The sequence below is a fragment of the Actinomadura madurae genome (assembly GCF_047130825.1).
Lineage (GTDB): Bacteria > Actinomycetota > Actinomycetes > Streptosporangiales > Streptosporangiaceae > Spirillospora > Spirillospora madurae.
In genome coordinates this window covers 2,883,638-2,898,889 of record NZ_CP083237.1, presented here as the reverse complement: position 1 = coordinate 2,898,889, position 15,252 = coordinate 2,883,638, and the positions used below count along the sequence as shown (strand labels likewise).

General features: G+C 75.3%; 12 protein-coding genes. 5 read left to right on the top strand and 7 right to left on the bottom strand.

What is annotated here, in order from left to right; genetic code table 11:
* Positions 1 to 53 precede the first annotated feature (53 nt).
* Positions 54 to 980 (top strand): LysR family transcriptional regulator, encoded by a 927-nt coding sequence (locus K8Z49_RS13060; protein WP_412518958.1) that lies wholly within the window; start codon positions 54 to 56, stop codon positions 978 to 980.
* A gap of 33 nt (positions 981 to 1,013) precedes the next feature.
* Here K8Z49_RS13060 and K8Z49_RS13055 read toward each other — a convergent pair whose 3' ends face one another.
* Positions 1,014 to 3,605 carry an ABC transporter permease gene (locus K8Z49_RS13055; protein ID WP_412518956.1) on the bottom strand — a complete coding sequence of 864 codons (2,592 nt, stop codon included), beginning with the start codon at positions 3,603 to 3,605 and terminating at the stop codon, positions 1,014 to 1,016.
* Between the two features lie 129 nt (positions 3,606 to 3,734).
* Between K8Z49_RS13055 and K8Z49_RS13050 the strand changes: the two genes are divergently transcribed.
* Entirely contained in the window at positions 3,735 to 5,093 is a 1,359-nt protein-coding gene (locus K8Z49_RS13050; protein WP_412518954.1) for a sensor histidine kinase, read from the top strand.
* Positions 5,090 to 5,734, top strand: coding sequence for a response regulator (locus K8Z49_RS13045; protein WP_021598189.1), 645 nt, complete (start codon positions 5,090 to 5,092; stop codon positions 5,732 to 5,734). The genes K8Z49_RS13050 and K8Z49_RS13045 overlap by 4 nt, the downstream gene beginning before the upstream one ends.
* 27 nt (positions 5,735 to 5,761) lie before the next feature.
* On the opposite strand, the gene K8Z49_RS13040 is transcribed toward K8Z49_RS13045, so the two are convergent.
* On the bottom strand, positions 5,762 to 6,262 hold the full coding sequence (locus K8Z49_RS13040; RefSeq protein ID WP_412518952.1) for a DUF1707 domain-containing protein: 501 nt from the start codon (positions 6,260 to 6,262) through the stop codon (positions 5,762 to 5,764).
* Between the two features lie 2 nt (positions 6,263 to 6,264).
* Complete coding sequence (locus K8Z49_RS13035; protein WP_063747830.1) at positions 6,265 to 6,954, bottom strand: PadR family transcriptional regulator; 690 nt, start codon at positions 6,952 to 6,954, stop codon at positions 6,265 to 6,267.
* Positions 6,955 to 7,159: 205 nt separating this feature from the next.
* Between K8Z49_RS13035 and K8Z49_RS13030 the strand changes: the two genes are divergently transcribed.
* Together K8Z49_RS13030 and K8Z49_RS13025 are read left to right on the top strand one after the other, a co-directional pair.
* Complete coding sequence (locus tag K8Z49_RS13030) at positions 7,160 to 9,145, top strand: bifunctional phosphatase PAP2/O-acyltransferase family protein (protein WP_111833044.1); 1,986 nt, start codon at positions 7,160 to 7,162, stop codon at positions 9,143 to 9,145.
* 120 nt (positions 9,146 to 9,265) lie between these two features.
* The gene (locus K8Z49_RS13025; RefSeq protein WP_021598193.1) at positions 9,266 to 9,826 is read left to right on the top strand and encodes a PH domain-containing protein; all 561 of its coding nucleotides are present in this window, start codon (positions 9,266 to 9,268) and stop codon (positions 9,824 to 9,826) included.
* 33 nt (positions 9,827 to 9,859) lie between these two features.
* On the opposite strand, the gene hpnH is transcribed toward K8Z49_RS13025, so the two are convergent.
* Genes hpnH through hpnE form a run of 4 tightly spaced genes read right to left on the bottom strand, consistent with a single transcriptional unit; the run spans position 9,860 to position 15,230 of the window.
* Positions 9,860 to 10,864, bottom strand: coding sequence for an adenosyl-hopene transferase HpnH (gene hpnH, locus K8Z49_RS13020; protein ID WP_024936511.1), 1,005 nt, complete (start codon positions 10,862 to 10,864; stop codon positions 9,860 to 9,862).
* A 3-nt stretch (positions 10,865 to 10,867) separates the two neighbouring features.
* Positions 10,868 to 12,838, bottom strand: a complete 1,971-nt coding sequence (gene shc, locus K8Z49_RS13015; protein ID WP_111833045.1) for a squalene--hopene cyclase — start codon at positions 12,836 to 12,838, stop codon at positions 10,868 to 10,870.
* Positions 12,838 to 13,848: a polyprenyl synthetase family protein gene (locus K8Z49_RS13010; RefSeq protein ID WP_021598196.1), complete on the bottom strand. Its 1,011-nt coding sequence runs from the start codon at positions 13,846 to 13,848 to the stop codon at positions 12,838 to 12,840. Before K8Z49_RS13010 ends, shc begins: the two co-directional genes overlap by 1 nt.
* The gene (hpnE, locus tag K8Z49_RS13005) at positions 13,845 to 15,230 is read right to left on the bottom strand and encodes a hydroxysqualene dehydroxylase HpnE (RefSeq protein ID WP_412518948.1); all 1,386 of its coding nucleotides are present in this window, start codon (positions 15,228 to 15,230) and stop codon (positions 13,845 to 13,847) included. The genes K8Z49_RS13010 and hpnE overlap by 4 nt, the downstream gene beginning before the upstream one ends.
* Between the last annotated feature and the right edge of the window lie 22 nt (positions 15,231 to 15,252).

Below are 15,252 nucleotides of genomic sequence, written 5' to 3'. Positions count from 1 at the left end.
CGAACGTTGCCGTCCATTTCAGATTTACGCACTGGATCGTGCAATATGGTTGCATGATTGATCTGCGGCGGCTGCACATGCTCCGGCTCGTCCACCAGTACGGGACGGTCACGTCCGCGGCGGACGCGCTGCACCTGACCCCGTCGGCGGTCTCGCACCAGCTGCGCGAGCTGGCGCGGGAGCTGAAGGTGCCGCTGCTGGAGCCGCAGGGCCGCAAGGTGCGGCTGACCCCGGCCGCGCACCTGCTGGTCGAGCACGCCGACGGGCTCCTCGCCAAGTGGGAGGAGACCCTCGCCGACCTGGAGTCGCACCGCGCCGGCGCCGCCGGGCCGCTGCGGATGTGCGGGTTCACGACCGCGGTCGGCGGGCTGGTCGCCCCGGCCGCCGGCGCCCTGCTGCGGGACGACCCGGACCTCGCGGTCGAGATCCGCGAGTGCGACACCGACGTGGCGATGGGGCTGCTCGCCGCGGGCGAGACCGACATCGCGGTCATCGAGCCCACCCCCGAGGCGCCGCCGCCCGGCGACCCGCGCTTCGACCGGCAGCCGCTGCTGGAGGAGGCGCTCGACCTCATCGTCCCGGCCGGGCATCCGTTCGCGGCCCGCGGCGGCGTCCGGCTGGAGGACGCCGCGGACGAGCCCTGGATCAGCGTCCAGCCCGAGGGGTGCGCCCACCACCAGCAGGTCATGGCCTACTGCGCCGCCGCCGGGTTCACGCCCCGCATCGCCCACAACGCCACCACCTGGTCGGTGATCTGGGCGCTGGTCGCCAACGGCCTCGGCGTGTCCCTCGTACCGAGGCTGGCGGGCGGGCCGTCCGACCAGCCGGTCGTGCGCGTTCCGCTGGGCGGCGACGGCGTCCCGCGGCGGCGGGTGCTGACCTGCGTGCGGCGCGGCAGCCGCGGCAACCCGCTGATCGCCCGCGGCCTCCGGGCGCTGCGCGACGCCGTCCCCGACCGCTGCGTCCTCGCCGCCGCGTGAGCCAGTCCGCGTGAGCCAGTCCGCGTGAGCCGGCTACTCGGTGGCGATCGCCTGCAGCACGTCCATCCGGGCGGCGCGGCGGGCGGGCCACACGGCGGCGACGGCGCCGATCAGCGCCGCCGCCGCGACGCACACGGCGAGCCGCCCGGCGGGGATCGCGAGGACCTCCATGCCGCCGTCGCCCTCGGCCATCGCGTGCTGCAGGACGATCCCGAGCAGCACGCCGGTGCCGACGCCGAGCAGCGCGCCGAACAGGGAGACCGCGACCGCCTCGTAGCGGATCATGCGGCGGATCTCGCGGCGCTGCATGCCGAGGGCGCGGAGCATGCCGATCTCGCGGGTCCGCTCCGTCACCGCGAGCGCGAGCGTGTTGACGATGCCGAGCGCGGCGACCACCACCGACAGGACCAGCAGGCCGAGGACGAGGTCGAGGAACTGCCCGATGGCGCCGGCCGCGTCGTCCTTGACCTGGGCGCGGTCCTTGAGCTCCACGTTGGGCCAGGGCGCGAGCGCCTTCTCCAGGGCGCCCCGGGTCGCGGTCGTGACGTCGACCTCGATGCGGTCGATGGTGGCGCCGGGGTCGTGCGCCCGGTAGCCGTCCCAGCCGATGATCATCGTGGGGGCGGACGGGGTGATCGACGGGCGGTCACGGTAGATCCCGGCGATGCGGAACGTCCGCTTCGCCCCGTCCTGGTACTCGCCCCGGAAGGTGCTCCCGACTCGCCAGCCCTGGGCCTCGGCGACGCTGCTCCCGACGAGCAGCTCGTCCGCGCCCGGCGAGGGCGAACCGGCCCGGAGCGGAAGCCGGAAATGCGCCAGCAGCTCGCCCGGCGAACCGGCCGCGGCGGTCCGGACGGAGCCGTCCACCCGGAACCGGGCCGCGCGGACCGGGATCGCCGCCCGCACGCCGTCCACACCGGCGACCGCGCGGGCAGCGTCCGCCGCCACGGGCGTGATCTCGCTGCGCGCGGTGACCCGGTAGTCGGCGGTGAGGCCCGCGTCGAGCTGCCGTTCCACCGACGACGCCATCGACTGGACGATCACCGACACCGCGGCGATCAGCGCGAGGCCGATCGTCAGCGCGGACGCCGTCGCCGCCGTCTGCCGGGGCTCTCGCAGCGCGTTCCGCCCGCCGATCCGGCCCGCGCCGCCGCCCCACCGCGCGAACGGCCAGGCCAGGACGCGGATCGCGGGGCGGGTCAGCACCGGCGACAGCGTGACGACTCCGGCGAACACCGCCAGGCACCCCGCCCCGGTCAGCGTCAGCGCGGTCCTGCCGTCCGCCGCGGAACCGGCCGCGACGAGCCCGGCGCCCGCCGCGGCCGCGACCGCGCCGCCCAGCGCGCGCGCCCGCAGCGGGCGGGCGGGCGCCGTCCCCTCGCGCAGCGCCGCGACGGGCGGGATCCGCGACGCGCGGCGGGCCGGGACGAACGCGGCCGCCAGCGTCACCAGCGTCCCCACCGCGAAGGACGCGATCACCGCGGAGACCGGCGGTACCGGCGTCCCGAACGGCAGCTCCTCACCGCCCAGGAAGACCGCGAGGATCCGGGCGAGCCCGGCCGCGACGCCGACGCCCGCCGCCAGACCCAGTGCGGAGCCCGCGAGCCCGACCCCGGCCGCCTCCCCGAGCACCGACCGCGTCACCTGCCCGCGCGACGCCCCCACCGCGCGCAGCAGCGCCAGCTCCCGGACGCGCCCGCCGACCAGCATCGTGAACGTGTTGAAGATGATGAACGAGCCGACGAACACCGCGATCACGGCGAAGACCAGCAGGAACGTCCGGATCACGGCGAGGATTTCCTTGAAGGATCCGGCCTGCTCGTCGATGGCCTCCCGTCCGGTGACCGCCTCCAACCCGGGCGGCAGCGTCGCCGCCACCGCGTCCCGGAGCCGCTCTTGGGAGACGCCGTCGTCCGCGTGCACGACGACCCGCGCATAGGCCCCGGGGTGCTCCGACAGGAGCCGGGGCGCCGCCTCCGGCGCGAACGCGGTCATCGAGAGGGAGTCGCCGAACGCCGAGTCCCCGACCTTGAACAGGCCGGTGAGGCGGAAGGTCCGCGTGCCCGAGGCCAGCGCGACCGTGATCCGGTCCCCGATCCGGTAGCCGGCGTCGCGCGCAGTCCCGGTGTCGGCCGCGACCTCGTCGGGCGCGGCGGGGGGACGTCCGGACGTGAGGCGCGGCAGGGACAGGTCCCGGTCGCCGTCCCAGGCCACACCCGTCTGCGGTTCCGCCCCGACGATCGTGCCGTGCCGGTCGACGACGGCGGCGAACCCGGTGACGACCCCGCGGGCCTTCGCGACGCCGTCCACGCCCTGGACGGTCCCCAGCACCGAAGCCGGGACGGGACGTTCCGGCGCCGGCTCGCCCAGCCCCGGCTCGAAGGCCCGCTGCGACCGGACGATCACGTCCGTGCCGCGGCCGAGGTCGTCGAAGGCGCGGTCGACCGACCGCTCCAGCGTCGCGGAGAAGATCAGCGTGCCGGCGACGAACGCGACGCCGGCGACCACCGCGACCATCGACATCAGCAGCCGGGCGCGGTGCGCGACCAGGCCCCGCAGGACGAGCCCGCCCATGCGGGGGAGGCGCGGAGCGGGCGGGCGGCGGAGAAGGCGCTTGACCGTCATGGCGCCGATTCCAGTCGGCCGGGCCCCACGGCGGGAGCGCGGAACGTCGTGTCCCACCGCGACGAACGGCCCTGCGGGCACGACTTTCGTAGGGGTCGCGGGCCGGGGGCGGGTGCGTACGGTATGGGCATGAGCGGAGCGAACCCGTGGGGGGCCACCCTCTTGCGGCGGGCCCGGGTGCGCCCGCCCTCGCCGCGTCTCGCCCTCGCGCGGCTCCTCCCGGCCGGGCGGCGCCGCGACCGCGCCGCGGACGCCGCCGTCGTGCTGTCCGGAGTGGCGCTCAGCGTCCAGACGGTCATCGACCTGGGCGCCATCGTCCACCGGCACGGCGGCGCGTCGGTCGCGCTGTTCCTCGTGCCCGCCGCCGCGCTGGCGCTCCGGCGCCGGGCCCCGATGGCGGTCGCGTGGCTCACCGCCGGGTTCGCCGTCCTGGTGTGGCTCCTCGAACTGGCCGCGCCGGGCGCGCTGCTGCGGGTGGACGCCGACCACACCCTCAGCCCGGTGGTGTGGTGGCCGCCGACGGCGCCGCTCGCGGCCTACGCGGTGGCGGCGTTCCCGCGCGACGGCGGGCGGCCGGCCTGGATCCGCCTGCTGCCGGTCGCCGTGCTGCTCGTCCCGATCGCCGTGCTGGAGGACGTCCTCCCCGACTCGGCCATGCGGCACTTCAACGCCGAGGAGACCGACAGCGTCGACGCGGTGGTGTTCCGCAGCGTCGCCATCGTGATCGTCGCCGCGCTGCTCGGGCTGTACGCCGCCGCGCGCCGCCGCGTCGTGCAGGCGCTCACCGACCGGGCGGAGCGCGCCGAAAGGGAGCGGCACCTGCTGGCCGAGCGGGCCCGCGCGGAGGAACGGGCCCGGCTCGCCGCCGAGATGCACGACGTCGTCGCGCACCGGGTGACGCTGATGGTGCTGCAGGCGGGGGCGCTGCGGATCCGGGCGCCGGACGAGCCGACCCGCGCCGCCGCCGAGGAGCTGCGCGGCACCGGCTGCCAGGCCCTCGAAGAGCTCCGCGACGTGATCGGCCTGCTCCGCCGCGACCCCGAGGGGCCGCCCGCCGCGGTGTCCGAGCCGCTGCCCGACCTGTCCGCGCTCGTCGCCGACTCGGCGGCGGTCGGCGTCCCGGTCGAGCTGGCCGAGCACGGCGACCCGCCGTCCGCCTCGCCCGCCGTCGGGCGCACCGCCTTCCGGGTCGTCCAGGAGGCGCTGACCAACGCCCGCAAGCACGCGCCGGGCGCCGCCGTCCGGGTGGACGTCCGCTACCGCACGGACGGCGTGACGCTGACCGTCCGCAACGCCGCCCCGTCCCGGGAGCCGGACGCCGACCTCGCCGCCAGCGGGTCCGGGATGGGCCTCGAAGGGCTCCGCGAGCGCGTCGAGCTGATCGGCGGGACGTTCACGGCCGGCCCGGACGGCGGCGGCTTCCGCGTCGAGGCGTCCCTGCCCGCCTTCGTGCCCGTCGCGGCGCCCGACCCGGCCGGGCTGCCGTGATCACCGTCCTGCTGGTCGACGACGAGCCGATGGTGTGCGCGCACCTGCGCGTCATCCTCGGCGCGGCCGACGACGTCCGGGTGGTCGGGGAGGCGCACGACGGGGCGGCGGGCGTCGAGGCCGTCGTCCGGTACCGGCCGCACGTGGTGCTCATGGACCTGCGGATGCCGGGCGTGGACGGCCTCGCCGCCATCGAGCGGATCGCCGCGTTCCGGTCGCCGCCCGCCGTCGTCGCGCTGACCACCTTCGACGGCGACGAGCACGTCATCCGGGCGCTGCGGGCGGGCGCGAGCGGGTTCCTGCTGAAGTCGACGCCGCCGGAGGATCTGGTGAAGCTCGTCCGGGTCGCCGCCGACGGGCACACGGTGATGTCGGCCGCCGCGACCATGCGGCTGCTCGGCACCGCGGCGGACCGCGCGTCGGGCCGCGACCGGACGCGCGCGCTCGTCGGCGGCCTCACCGGGCGGGAGACCGAGGTGCTGGCCTGCCTCGGCGAGGGCCTGTCCAACGCGCAGATCGCGGGGCGCCTCCACCTCAGCGAGGCCACCGTGAAGGGCCACGTCTCCCGCCTGCTCGACAAGCTCGGCTGCGCCAACCGCACGCAGGCCGGCCTCCTCGCCCGCGACGCCGGGCTGGGCTGAGCCCGGCGGTCGCGCGCCGGGCCCGGGTCACGCGCCGGGGGACAGGGGCGGGCCGGACCGCCGGGACCGCCGCGCCCCGAACGCCAGCAGCACCGCGCGCACGACCCAGACGGCCACCGCGATCTGCAGGACCACGAGGAAGCCCGTGCCCGGCCCGGCCGTGAAGGCCAGCACCAGGAACACCCCGAGCAGGACCGGGAACGCCGGGAAGGGCGGCCCGTGCCGGTGCCCCCGGGCGGCCATGTGCCGGTGGTGGCGGTGCCACGCGGGGTGCCCCGGGCCGCCGAACATGACCGCCATCCCCTGCTCCAGGGACGGGGCCTTCGGCGGGTCGGGCAGCCCGGTGGGGGCCGGCAGGTCCCGGACGAGGGTCCGCAGGTCGCCGCGCGTCTTGGCGGACAGGACGGCGTCCAGCCGCCCGTCCAGCTCACCACGGTCCAGCCGCCCCTCGGCGAAGTGGTCGTGCAGGGCGACCATGACCGCGTCCCGCTCGGCGTCGCCGACGCGGATCTCGTCGTGCCGTGCCATCTCTACTCCTCGTCGCGGGCCGTCGGGCCCGCGTCGTCGTCGGTGCCGGGGGTGTCGTCTGGGTCGTGGGCGAGGTCGTCGGCCAGGATCCGGTACAGGCTCCGGCGGGCGTCCGACAGGACGTCCCTGGCCTGGGCGACCTGCTCGGGGGAGCCGGAGTGGACGATCTGCATCACCGCGGCTCCCGTCTGCGCGGCCTGCTTGAACAGCTCCGGGACGCCCTCGCCGTACTCCGGGGTCATCTCCGCCCACGGCTCGGCGAGCCGGTCGGCGTTCTCCTCGGCGTAGGCGCGGCCCTCGTCGGTCAGGTGGAAGGTGCGCCGCCCGCCGGACTCGTCGCCGGCGATCAGGCCCTCGTCCGCGAGTTGCTGGAGCGCCGGGTAGACCGCGCCGGGGCTCGGCTTCCACGCCCCGCCGCTGCGCTCGTGGATCTCCTGGATGATCTGGTAGCCGTTGCGCGGCTCCTCGGCCAGCAGGACCAGGATCGCCGCGCGGACGTTGCCCTTGCGCGCCTTCGGGCCCCTGCCCCAGGGCCCGCCGCGTCCCCGCGCCCAGGGCGGCCGGGGGCCGGGACCGGGCCCGAAGCCGCCGGGCGGGCCCCAGGGGCCGGGGCCGCCGCCGAACAGCGCGCCGAGGTTCGGGAAGTCGCCGCCGCGCCCCCAGGGGCCGCCGCGTCCATGCATGTGACCCATGTTCTCCACCACCTTCTGAGATCTCTCTAAGACCTCTCGCGATACGACAACGATATATCGAAGACGCCCGGACGGGCCAGATGGTTCCCGGAGATTTCCAGCGGATCGGACGGGTCTCTCGCGGCGGGCCGGGCATGATCCCCGAATACCGGCATCGCCGTCTGATTTGGCGAATCTGTGGGTACCACCCGGGGCGAGGGGGACTATGGGCACACACGAGGCGGTGACCGCGCCGGACGCGGTTCTGGCACCGGACGCCGCGGGCACCGTTCCGCGCGCGAGGCCGCGCGTGCGGAACGAGCTCGCGCTCGGCTTGGCGCTGTTCGCGCTGTACTCGCTGGTGACGATGCTGCCCGAGCAGGCGAGGGAGAAGGCCGCCCGCGACCACGGGGAGTCGCTCTACGCCCTGGAGCGGGCGCTCCACCTCGATGTCGAACCGGCTCTCAACCACTGGCTGGCGGACCAGCCGGTCTGGCGGGTGCTGGCCAACTACGAGTACGCGATCACCTACATCGCGAGCGCTCTCGCCCTGCTGACCTGGTTATTCCTCCGGCACCCCGAGCGGTACCGGACGGCCCGCAACGCCTTCGTCATGCTCAACCTCGGCGGGCTGGCCTGCTTCGCGCTGTACCCCGTCATGCCGCCGCGGCTGATGCCCGACCTCGGTTTCATCGACACCGTCACCGAGGGCCGCACCTGGGGGTCCTGGGGCTCGCCGATGGTCGAGCACGCCGACCGGTTCGCCGCCGTCCCGTCCCTGCACATGGCCTGGACGCTGTGGGTCGGCGTCGAGCTCGCCCGCGTCAACGCGAAACGCTGGGTCCAGGGCCTGAACGCCCTGCACATCATCGTGACCCTCTACGTGATCCTGGCGACCGCGAACCACTACCTGCTGGACGCGGTCGCCGCGATCCCGTTCGTCGTCGTCCCGGTGTACCTCGCCGAGCGCATCGCCCGCCCGCCGGCGCCGCGCGTCCAGGGGCCCGACGCGTTCTTCCTGGCCGTGGAGACGCCCGAGGCCCCGCAGCAGGCCGGCGGCGTCATCATGCTCGACACCCCGCGGGCCGACGTCGGCCGCGCCGACCTCGTCCGGGTGATCAGGAGCCGGCTGGACGGGCTGCCCCGGTTCCGGCAGCGGCTCGTCCGGCGGGGCCGCTGGCGCCGCCCCGTCTGGCGCGACCACGACCCCGTCGACTGGGCCTGGCACGTCGCCGAGCGGCGCGTCGACGGCATGGCCGGGCTGCGCGCCGAGGTCGCCCGCATCCAGGCCGAGCCGCTGCCGCCGGACCGGCCGCCGTGGCGGATGGTCGTCCTGAAGGGCGCCGAACCCGGCCGCACCGCCGTCGTGTACCTGATGCACCACGTCGTCGCCGACGGCGTCGGCATCGTCGCGCAGGCGATGTACCTGATGGAGCCGCCGCCCGAACCCGTCCCCGGGCCTCCGCGCGCGCCGTTCCGCAAGGCGGTCGCGACCGTGGTCGGGCTCGGCCAGCTCGCGACCGCCGTGACGCGACCCGAGCGGCTGCCCTCCGCCGGGACGTCCGAACGCCGGTACGGCACGATGGCCCTGCCGCTGCGCGCGGTGCGGGACGTCGGCCGCCGCCACGGCGCCCGCGTCACCGACGTGGTGCTGTGCGCGGTCGCGGGCGCGCTGAACCGGGTCGTCAGCGAGGACGACGGGCGGCCCGGGTCCTGCCGCGTCGCGGTCCCGCTGATGATGCGCCCGCCGGGCAGCGCGATGGTCGGCAACCACACCACCGCCGTGATGGTCGACCTGCCCATCGGGAAGATGGCCGAGACCGACCGGCTCGCCGTGATCGCCGAGCGCGGCCGGGTGCTGCGGTCGGGGACGCGGGCGCAGGCCGCCTGGTTCGTGATGTGGCAGGCGGGACGGCTGATGCCGGCGCCACTGCACGCCCGTTTCGCCCGGATGTCCTACAGCGGCCGTTTCCTGCAGGGCACCGTGTCGAGCCTTCCCGGACCCGACCGGCAACTGTGGCTGGCCGGGGCACCGCTCACCGCCGTGTACCCGATCGTCCCGCTCGCGCCCGGCACGCCCCTGGCGATCGCCGGCCTCGGCGTCGACCGCGACCTGTGCTTCGGGCTCTCGGTCGACCCCGGCCTCACCGACGACGCCGACGCCCTCATGGACGCCGTCCGCGACGTGATCGACGAGCTCCGCGACGCCTGACCCGGTGCCGGCGGACCGCTGGCCGCTTGCGGCCACCTGCCGTCCGGCCGGGACTCGATCAGCGGGCCGTCCGGTACGTGATCCTTGCGGTAGGCGGGCGGCGACGAGGACGGTGCGGTCATGGTGCGCGCGGCGGAGCAGGCGCTGGGGAAGTTCGTGCGGCGTTTCGAGACCGACGACGCCCGGCGCGGCAAGGTGGCGGTGGTCTCGACGCTGATCGGCCTGGCCGGGGTGGGCCTGTCGGCACCGGTGCTGGTCGCGGTCTTCACCCGGGGCGAGACGGCCTACACGATCGCCGGGCTCTTGCTGGGGTTCTCGCTGGTCGGGCTGTGGTGGGGGTTCTCGTGCGGCCGCCGGTACCTCATGACGCCCGGCGAGGTGTTCCGGGTCCGCGTCGGAGGGCTGGCGTACGAGCACGCCGGCCGGTTCCGGGTGATCCCGTGGGACCGGATCAGGAGCGTCTCCGAGCGCGGCCAACGCCACTGGGTGGGCGAGATGCTCGGGTGGGACGTCTACAGCGTTGTCAAGATCAAGGGCGGTGACGGCCACAAGGGCGGCCGCCTGCTCATCACCGGCTTCACCTCCGACGCCGATGTCCTGGTCGCCCTCATCCGGCACGCGCTGGAACACGGCACGGCGCCGCTGCCGCCCGGCTCGGACGCTCCGCACGGCGCGCGGTGACGCGTGCCGCCGAACCCGGCACGTCGTTGACGATCACACGCTCCGCATGGCGCGTATCGACTCCTTGAGCGAGCCCATCGTCGCGAACACGGCGGTGGGCTCGTAGCCGCAGTGGGCCATGCAGTTCGCGCAGCGGGCGTCGCGCCCCCGCCCGTAGGCGTCCCAGTCGGTCGTGTCCAGAAGCTCCTGGTAGGTGTCGACATAGCCGTCGTCCATCAGGTAGCAGGGCCGCTGCCAGCCCTTCAGCGAGTACGACGGGATCGCCCACGCCGTGCACGGGAAGTCGACCTTCCCTTCGAGGAAGTCCAGGAACAGCGGCGAGTGGTTGAACCGCCAGCGCTCGCGCCGGCCGTCCGCGAACGCCGTGCGGAACAGGTTCCGGGTCTCCTGGACGCCGAGGAAGTGGTCCTGGTCCGGTGCCTTCTCGTACGCGTACGCGGGCGAGATCATCATCTGGTCGACGCGCAGCTCGTCGTTCAGGTAGTCGAGCACGTCGATGACGGTCCGCGGGGTGTCGGTGTTGAACACGGTCGTGTTCGTCGTGACGCGGAACCCGCGCTCCCGGCATATCCGGATCGCCTCGACGGCCTGGTCGAACACGCCCTCCTTGCAGACGGACGCGTCGTGCCGCTCCCGCAGCCCGTCGATGTGCACGGCCCACGCGAAGTACCGCGACGGCCGGAACGCGTCGATCTTCTTCGGGATCAGCGCCGCGTTCGTGCACAGGAACACGTACCGCTTCATCCTCACCAGCTCGGCGACCATCTCGCCGATCTGCGGATGCATCAGCGGCTCGCCGCCCGCGATCGACACCATCGGCGCCCCGCACTCGCGGATCGCCGCGACCGCCTGCTCGACCGGCATCCGCCGCTTCAGCACGTCCGCCGGATGCTGGATCTTCCCGCAGCCCGCGCAGGCCAGGTTGCACGCGTACAGCGGCTCCAGCTCGACGATCAGCGGGTACCTGCGCCGTCCCGCCAGCCGGTTGCGCAGGACGTACCCGCCGACGCGCAGGCTCTGGCGCACTGGCATCGCCATGTTCTAGATCCCTTCCGGGTCGCTGTGCCCGCCGTCCGCGGCGGCGCCGGGCCGTGCGGGGGACGAGCCGGCTCCGCTCAGGTAGCGGCCCAGGGCCGACAGCGGGAAGACCAGGCGGTACAGGTGGTAGTTGATGTAGAAGTCGCCGGGGAAGCCGGTGCCGGTGAAGTGGTCCTCGTCCCACGTCCCGTCCGGCCGCTGGCGGTCGACGAGCCAGCGGATCCCGCGCTCGACCGACGGTCCGCGCTCGCCGGCCGCGAGCAGCGCCATCAGCGCCCACGCGGTCTGGGACGGGGTGGACGCGCCGTGCCCGACCCATGACCGGTCCCGGTAGGAGCGCAGGTCCTCGCCCCAGCCGCCGTCGTCGCGCTGGTGGCGCTCCAGCCAGCCGACCGCGTCCCGGATCACCGGCTTCTCCGGCCGGACGCCCGCCGCGATCAGCGCGGGCACGACGGCGCCCGTCCCGTACACGTGGTTGGCGCCCCACCGGCCGAACCACGAACCGTCCGGCTCCTGCGCCCTCAGCAGCCAGACGACGGCCCGCTTCACCAGCAGCGAGTCCGCCATGCCGCGTCGCGCCATCGCCTCCACGACGTGCGCGGTGACGTCGGCGGACGGCGGGTCGATCACCTCGCCGAAGTCGCAGAACGGCAGCCTGCGGCATAGCGCGCGGGTGTTGTCGGCGTCGAACGCGCCGAACCCGCCGTCCTTCGACACCATCCCGGCCATCCAGCGCACACCGCGCTCGATCGCCGGCTCCGCCCGCGGGTGGCGGACGCGGTCCAGCGCGATGACCACCTCGGCGGTGTCGTCGGTGTCGGGGTAGCAGTCGTTGTCGAACTCGAACGCCCAGCCGCCCGGGGGCAGGCCGGGCCGCCCGACCGACCAGTCGCCGGGCCCCCTCACCTCCTCGCCGATCACCCACTCGGCGGCCCGCTCCAGGGCCGGGTGCCCGGCGGGCAGGCCCGCGTCGGCCAGCGCGTTCATGGCGAGCGCGGTGTCCCAGACGGGGGACTGGCAGGCCTCCAGCCGCCGCCCCCGCTCGTCCCGGATCGTGAAGCGTTCGAGGCCGTCCAGCCCTCGCCGGACCACCGGGTGGTCGAGCCCGTAGCCGAGCAGGTGCAGCGCGAGCAGCGAGTACACCCACGGCGGCTGGATCCCGCCCCACGAGCCGTCCCGCTCCTGCCGCGCGATGATCCACTCGGCGGCGCGGCGGAGCGCGGCCCTGCGCACGCGCCTGAGCGGGCGCCGCTCGTACACGTGCAGGGCCCTGTCGAGCGCCTCGAACGCCTCGCCCCATCCGGGCAGGCGCCGCCCGCGGGGTCGCGGGACGTCGTGGTCCGGGTACAGCTCGTCCAGCGTGAACGGCAGCGGCCGGACGGGACGCAGCGCGCCCACCACGGTCAGCGGGACGATCGTCTGCCGCGCCCAGCACGCCCAGTCGTAGACGTTCAGCGGGAACCAGCGCGGCAGGAACATCATCTCCGGCGGCAGCACCGGCAGCTCGTCCCAGGGCCAGCGGCCGAACATCGCCAGCCAGAACCGGGTGAAGACGCGGGTGGCCGGGACGCCGCCCTCGCCGCGGATGTAGGCGGCGGCGCGGACCATGTGGCCCGCGTCGGGGAGGTCCCCGGCGAGCCGCAGCGCGACGTACGCCTCGGTGGTGGTGGACAGGTCCGGCGGGCCGTCGTGGAAGTTCGCCCAGGTGCCGTCGGCGGCCTGCTGGGACCTGATCCAGCGGGCCGCCTCGAAGGTGTCCTCGCCGGTGCGGATGCCGAGGAACTCGCGCAGCAGCAGGTCCTCGGCGTCCATGGTCACGTTGGTCTGGAGCTCGCCCTTCCACCATCCCTCGGGGGACTGGAGGAGGAGCAGGTGCTCGCGCGCGGCGTCCAGGGCCTCCGCGGCCGTTCTGGTCGTGGTGGGCGCCGTGGTGGGCGCTGCGGCGGTCTCCGTGGTCGGCTCTGTGGTCGTCATCAGTGGTCCCGGCAGGTGACGAAGTCGGCGATGTGCAGGAACTCGGCGCGGACGGGGTCGGGCAACCGGGCGTCGAGGAGGTGCTCGGCGGCCCGCTGGATGCGGCTCTCGGCCTCGATCTCGGCCCAGGCGCGCCCGCCCGCGGCCTCCACGAGCGCGGCCGTCTCGGCCAGGTCGTCCTCCGACGGGTCCGGCCGCGCGTACAAATCGGAGAGCCGTGCCGCCTCCGGGGTGCCGGAGTTCAGCGCGGCGACGACCGGCAGCGACATCTTGCGGGACCGCAGGTCCGACAGCGCGGGCTTGCCGGTGATCTCCGGGTCGCCCCAGATGCCGAGGAGGTCGTCCACGAGCTGGAACGCGATGCCGAGGTCCTCGCCGAACCCCTGCAGCGCGGCGCACAGCTTCTCGGAGGCGCCGTCCAGGACGGCCCCGATCGCGCAGGAGCACGCCAGCAGCGCGGCCGTCTTGCCGGACGCCATCGCGACGCACTCGTCCACGCCGATCTGCCGGCGCGTCTCGAAGTCCATGTCGAGGGACTGGCCGGCGATGAGGCGGCGGGTCGCGGTGGACAGCGCGTGCGCCGCCCGCGCCGAGCCCTGGCCGGGCGCCTCCAGCAGCACCTCGGCCGCGAGGGCGAGCAGCGCGTCGCCGGCCAGGATCGCGGACGCCTCGCCGAACACCGTCCACGCCGCCGGCCGGTGCCGGCGCGTCCGGTCGCGGTCCATGATGTCGTCGTGCAGGAGCGAGAACGCATGGGTCAGCTCGACGGCGACCGCTCCCGGCAGGGCGCTCTCCGGCGGCGCCACGGCGGCGCGCGCGGACAGCAGGGCGAGCGCCGGGCGCAGCGCCTTTCCCGCCGGCTCCTTGCGCGGACGGCCCTCCTCGTCGGTCCAGCCGAGGTGGTAGGCGGCGACCCGGTACGTGCGCGGGTCGAGGCGGCCGACCGCGGCGCGCAGCGCCCCGTCGACGAGCTCGCGGACGTCGGTGAGCGAGACCGGCACGGTGGTCATCGGACGCTCACCCTCTCCTCGGCCCGGCGCGTGCTCCTGAGATGGCGGCGGACCAGGTGGGCGGCGGTGAGACCGCTGCGCACCGCGCCCTCCATCGTGTCCGGCCAGCCCGTGTCGGTCCACGCGCCGGCCAGGAACAGGCCCGGCGCGCGCGTCACCGGCCCCGGCCGGGCGGCGGCGGAACCGGGACGCTGCCGGAACGTGGCGCGCCGCTCCCGCGTCACGAACAGCTCCCGGACCTCGGCGTCCCACGCGGCGGGCAGCAGCCGCCGCAGCTCCGGCACGAACCGCGACCGGATCCGGGCGGTCGGCATGTCGATCCAGCGGTCGGCCGCCGACAGCGAGACCGCGAGATACTGGCCGCGGCGCAGCCCGCTCACCGCCGTCCGGTCGAAGACCCACTGGACGGGGGAGCCGACCGCGGCGGCGAAAAGGTCGTTCCGGGGGGTGTGGGGGGTCGTCCCCCCACGCGAGAGCGGGAAGTCCGTGACCTTGCGGTCGTAGACGACGTGCACGTTCACGATCGGGCTCGCGTCCAGCTCGGCCCAGCGCAGCGGCTCCGGCAGCGCCTGCGCGGGCAGCAGCCGCGCCGCCGCCTCGTGCGGCACCGCCAGGATCACCGCGTCGGCGGCGATCGGCGTCCCGTCCACCACCACCTTCGGGTCGGTGGTGACGGCCTCGACCTTGGCCTTCAGCCGGACGGTCCCGCCCATCTCGGCGATCCGCCGCAGCGCCGGGCCGCCGTGCAGCTCCTCCAGCGGGACGAGCGGCAACCCGATGTCGGCGGCGTCGGCGCGGCCGAACAGCGCCCGCCGGCACACCATCGCCGACAGCCCGAGCGCCGCCTCGTCCACCTCGGCGTTCAGCGCGGACGTGATGAACAGCCCCCACAGCGCGTCCCGCACCCAGGGCCGCTGCCCCCGCTGCGCCAGCCATGCCCCGGCCGACAGCGTGTCGAGCGCGGGGTCGGCGGGATCGAGGCGCCGCAGCGCCGCCGCGGCGCGCACCGCCCTGAGCCGGTCGGCGGGCGACAGCGGCGCGTACCCGGCCAGCGCCGGCAGCAGGTGCAGCGGGCTCGGCAGCGGCGACCGCCGCAGCCGCGCCGGCTCCGCCCCCGCCCGCAGGACGGGGACGTCGAACCTGTCCTGGACGTCGACGAGGTGATCGGCGCGCAGCCTGCGCAGCAGCCCCTGGTACGCCGAGCAGCACCGCAGGAACACGTGCTGGCCGTTGTCGACGCTCAGGTCGCCCCGCGTGAACGAGTGCGTGGCGCCGCCCAGCCATGGCCGGGACTCCACGAGCGTCACCGGCACGCCCGACTCCTGGAGCGCGATCGCGGCGCTGATGCCGGCGAGCCCTCCTCCGACGATGACGACGCTCACCGGCCCACCCCCAGGGCTCCGG

Excerpts from the sequence above, each read along its gene's own strand:
- K8Z49_RS13010 (WP_021598196.1), bottom strand. The coding sequence starts at position 13,848 with ATGACCACCGTGCCGGTCTCGCTCACCGACGTCCGCGAGCTCGTCGAC.
- K8Z49_RS13050 (WP_412518954.1), top strand. The coding sequence starts at position 3,735 with ATGAGCGGAGCGAACCCGTGGGGGGCCACCCTCTTGCGGCGGGCCCGG.
- hpnH (WP_024936511.1), bottom strand. The coding sequence starts at position 10,864 with ATGGCGATGCCAGTGCGCCAGAGCCTGCGCGTCGGCGGGTACGTCCTG.
- K8Z49_RS13055 (WP_412518956.1), bottom strand. The coding sequence starts at position 3,605 with ATGACGGTCAAGCGCCTTCTCCGCCGCCCGCCCGCTCCGCGCCTCCCC.
- K8Z49_RS13060 (WP_412518958.1), top strand. The coding sequence starts at position 54 with ATGATTGATCTGCGGCGGCTGCACATGCTCCGGCTCGTCCACCAGTAC.
- shc (WP_111833045.1), bottom strand. The coding sequence starts at position 12,838 with ATGACGACCACAGAGCCGACCACGGAGACCGCCGCAGCGCCCACCACG.
- K8Z49_RS13040 (WP_412518952.1), bottom strand. The coding sequence starts at position 6,262 with ATGGCACGGCACGACGAGATCCGCGTCGGCGACGCCGAGCGGGACGCG.
- K8Z49_RS13030 (WP_111833044.1), top strand. The coding sequence starts at position 7,160 with ATGGGCACACACGAGGCGGTGACCGCGCCGGACGCGGTTCTGGCACCG.
- K8Z49_RS13025 (WP_021598193.1), top strand. The coding sequence starts at position 9,266 with ATGGTGCGCGCGGCGGAGCAGGCGCTGGGGAAGTTCGTGCGGCGTTTC.
- K8Z49_RS13035 (WP_063747830.1), bottom strand. The coding sequence starts at position 6,954 with ATGGGTCACATGCATGGACGCGGCGGCCCCTGGGGGCGCGGCGGCGAC.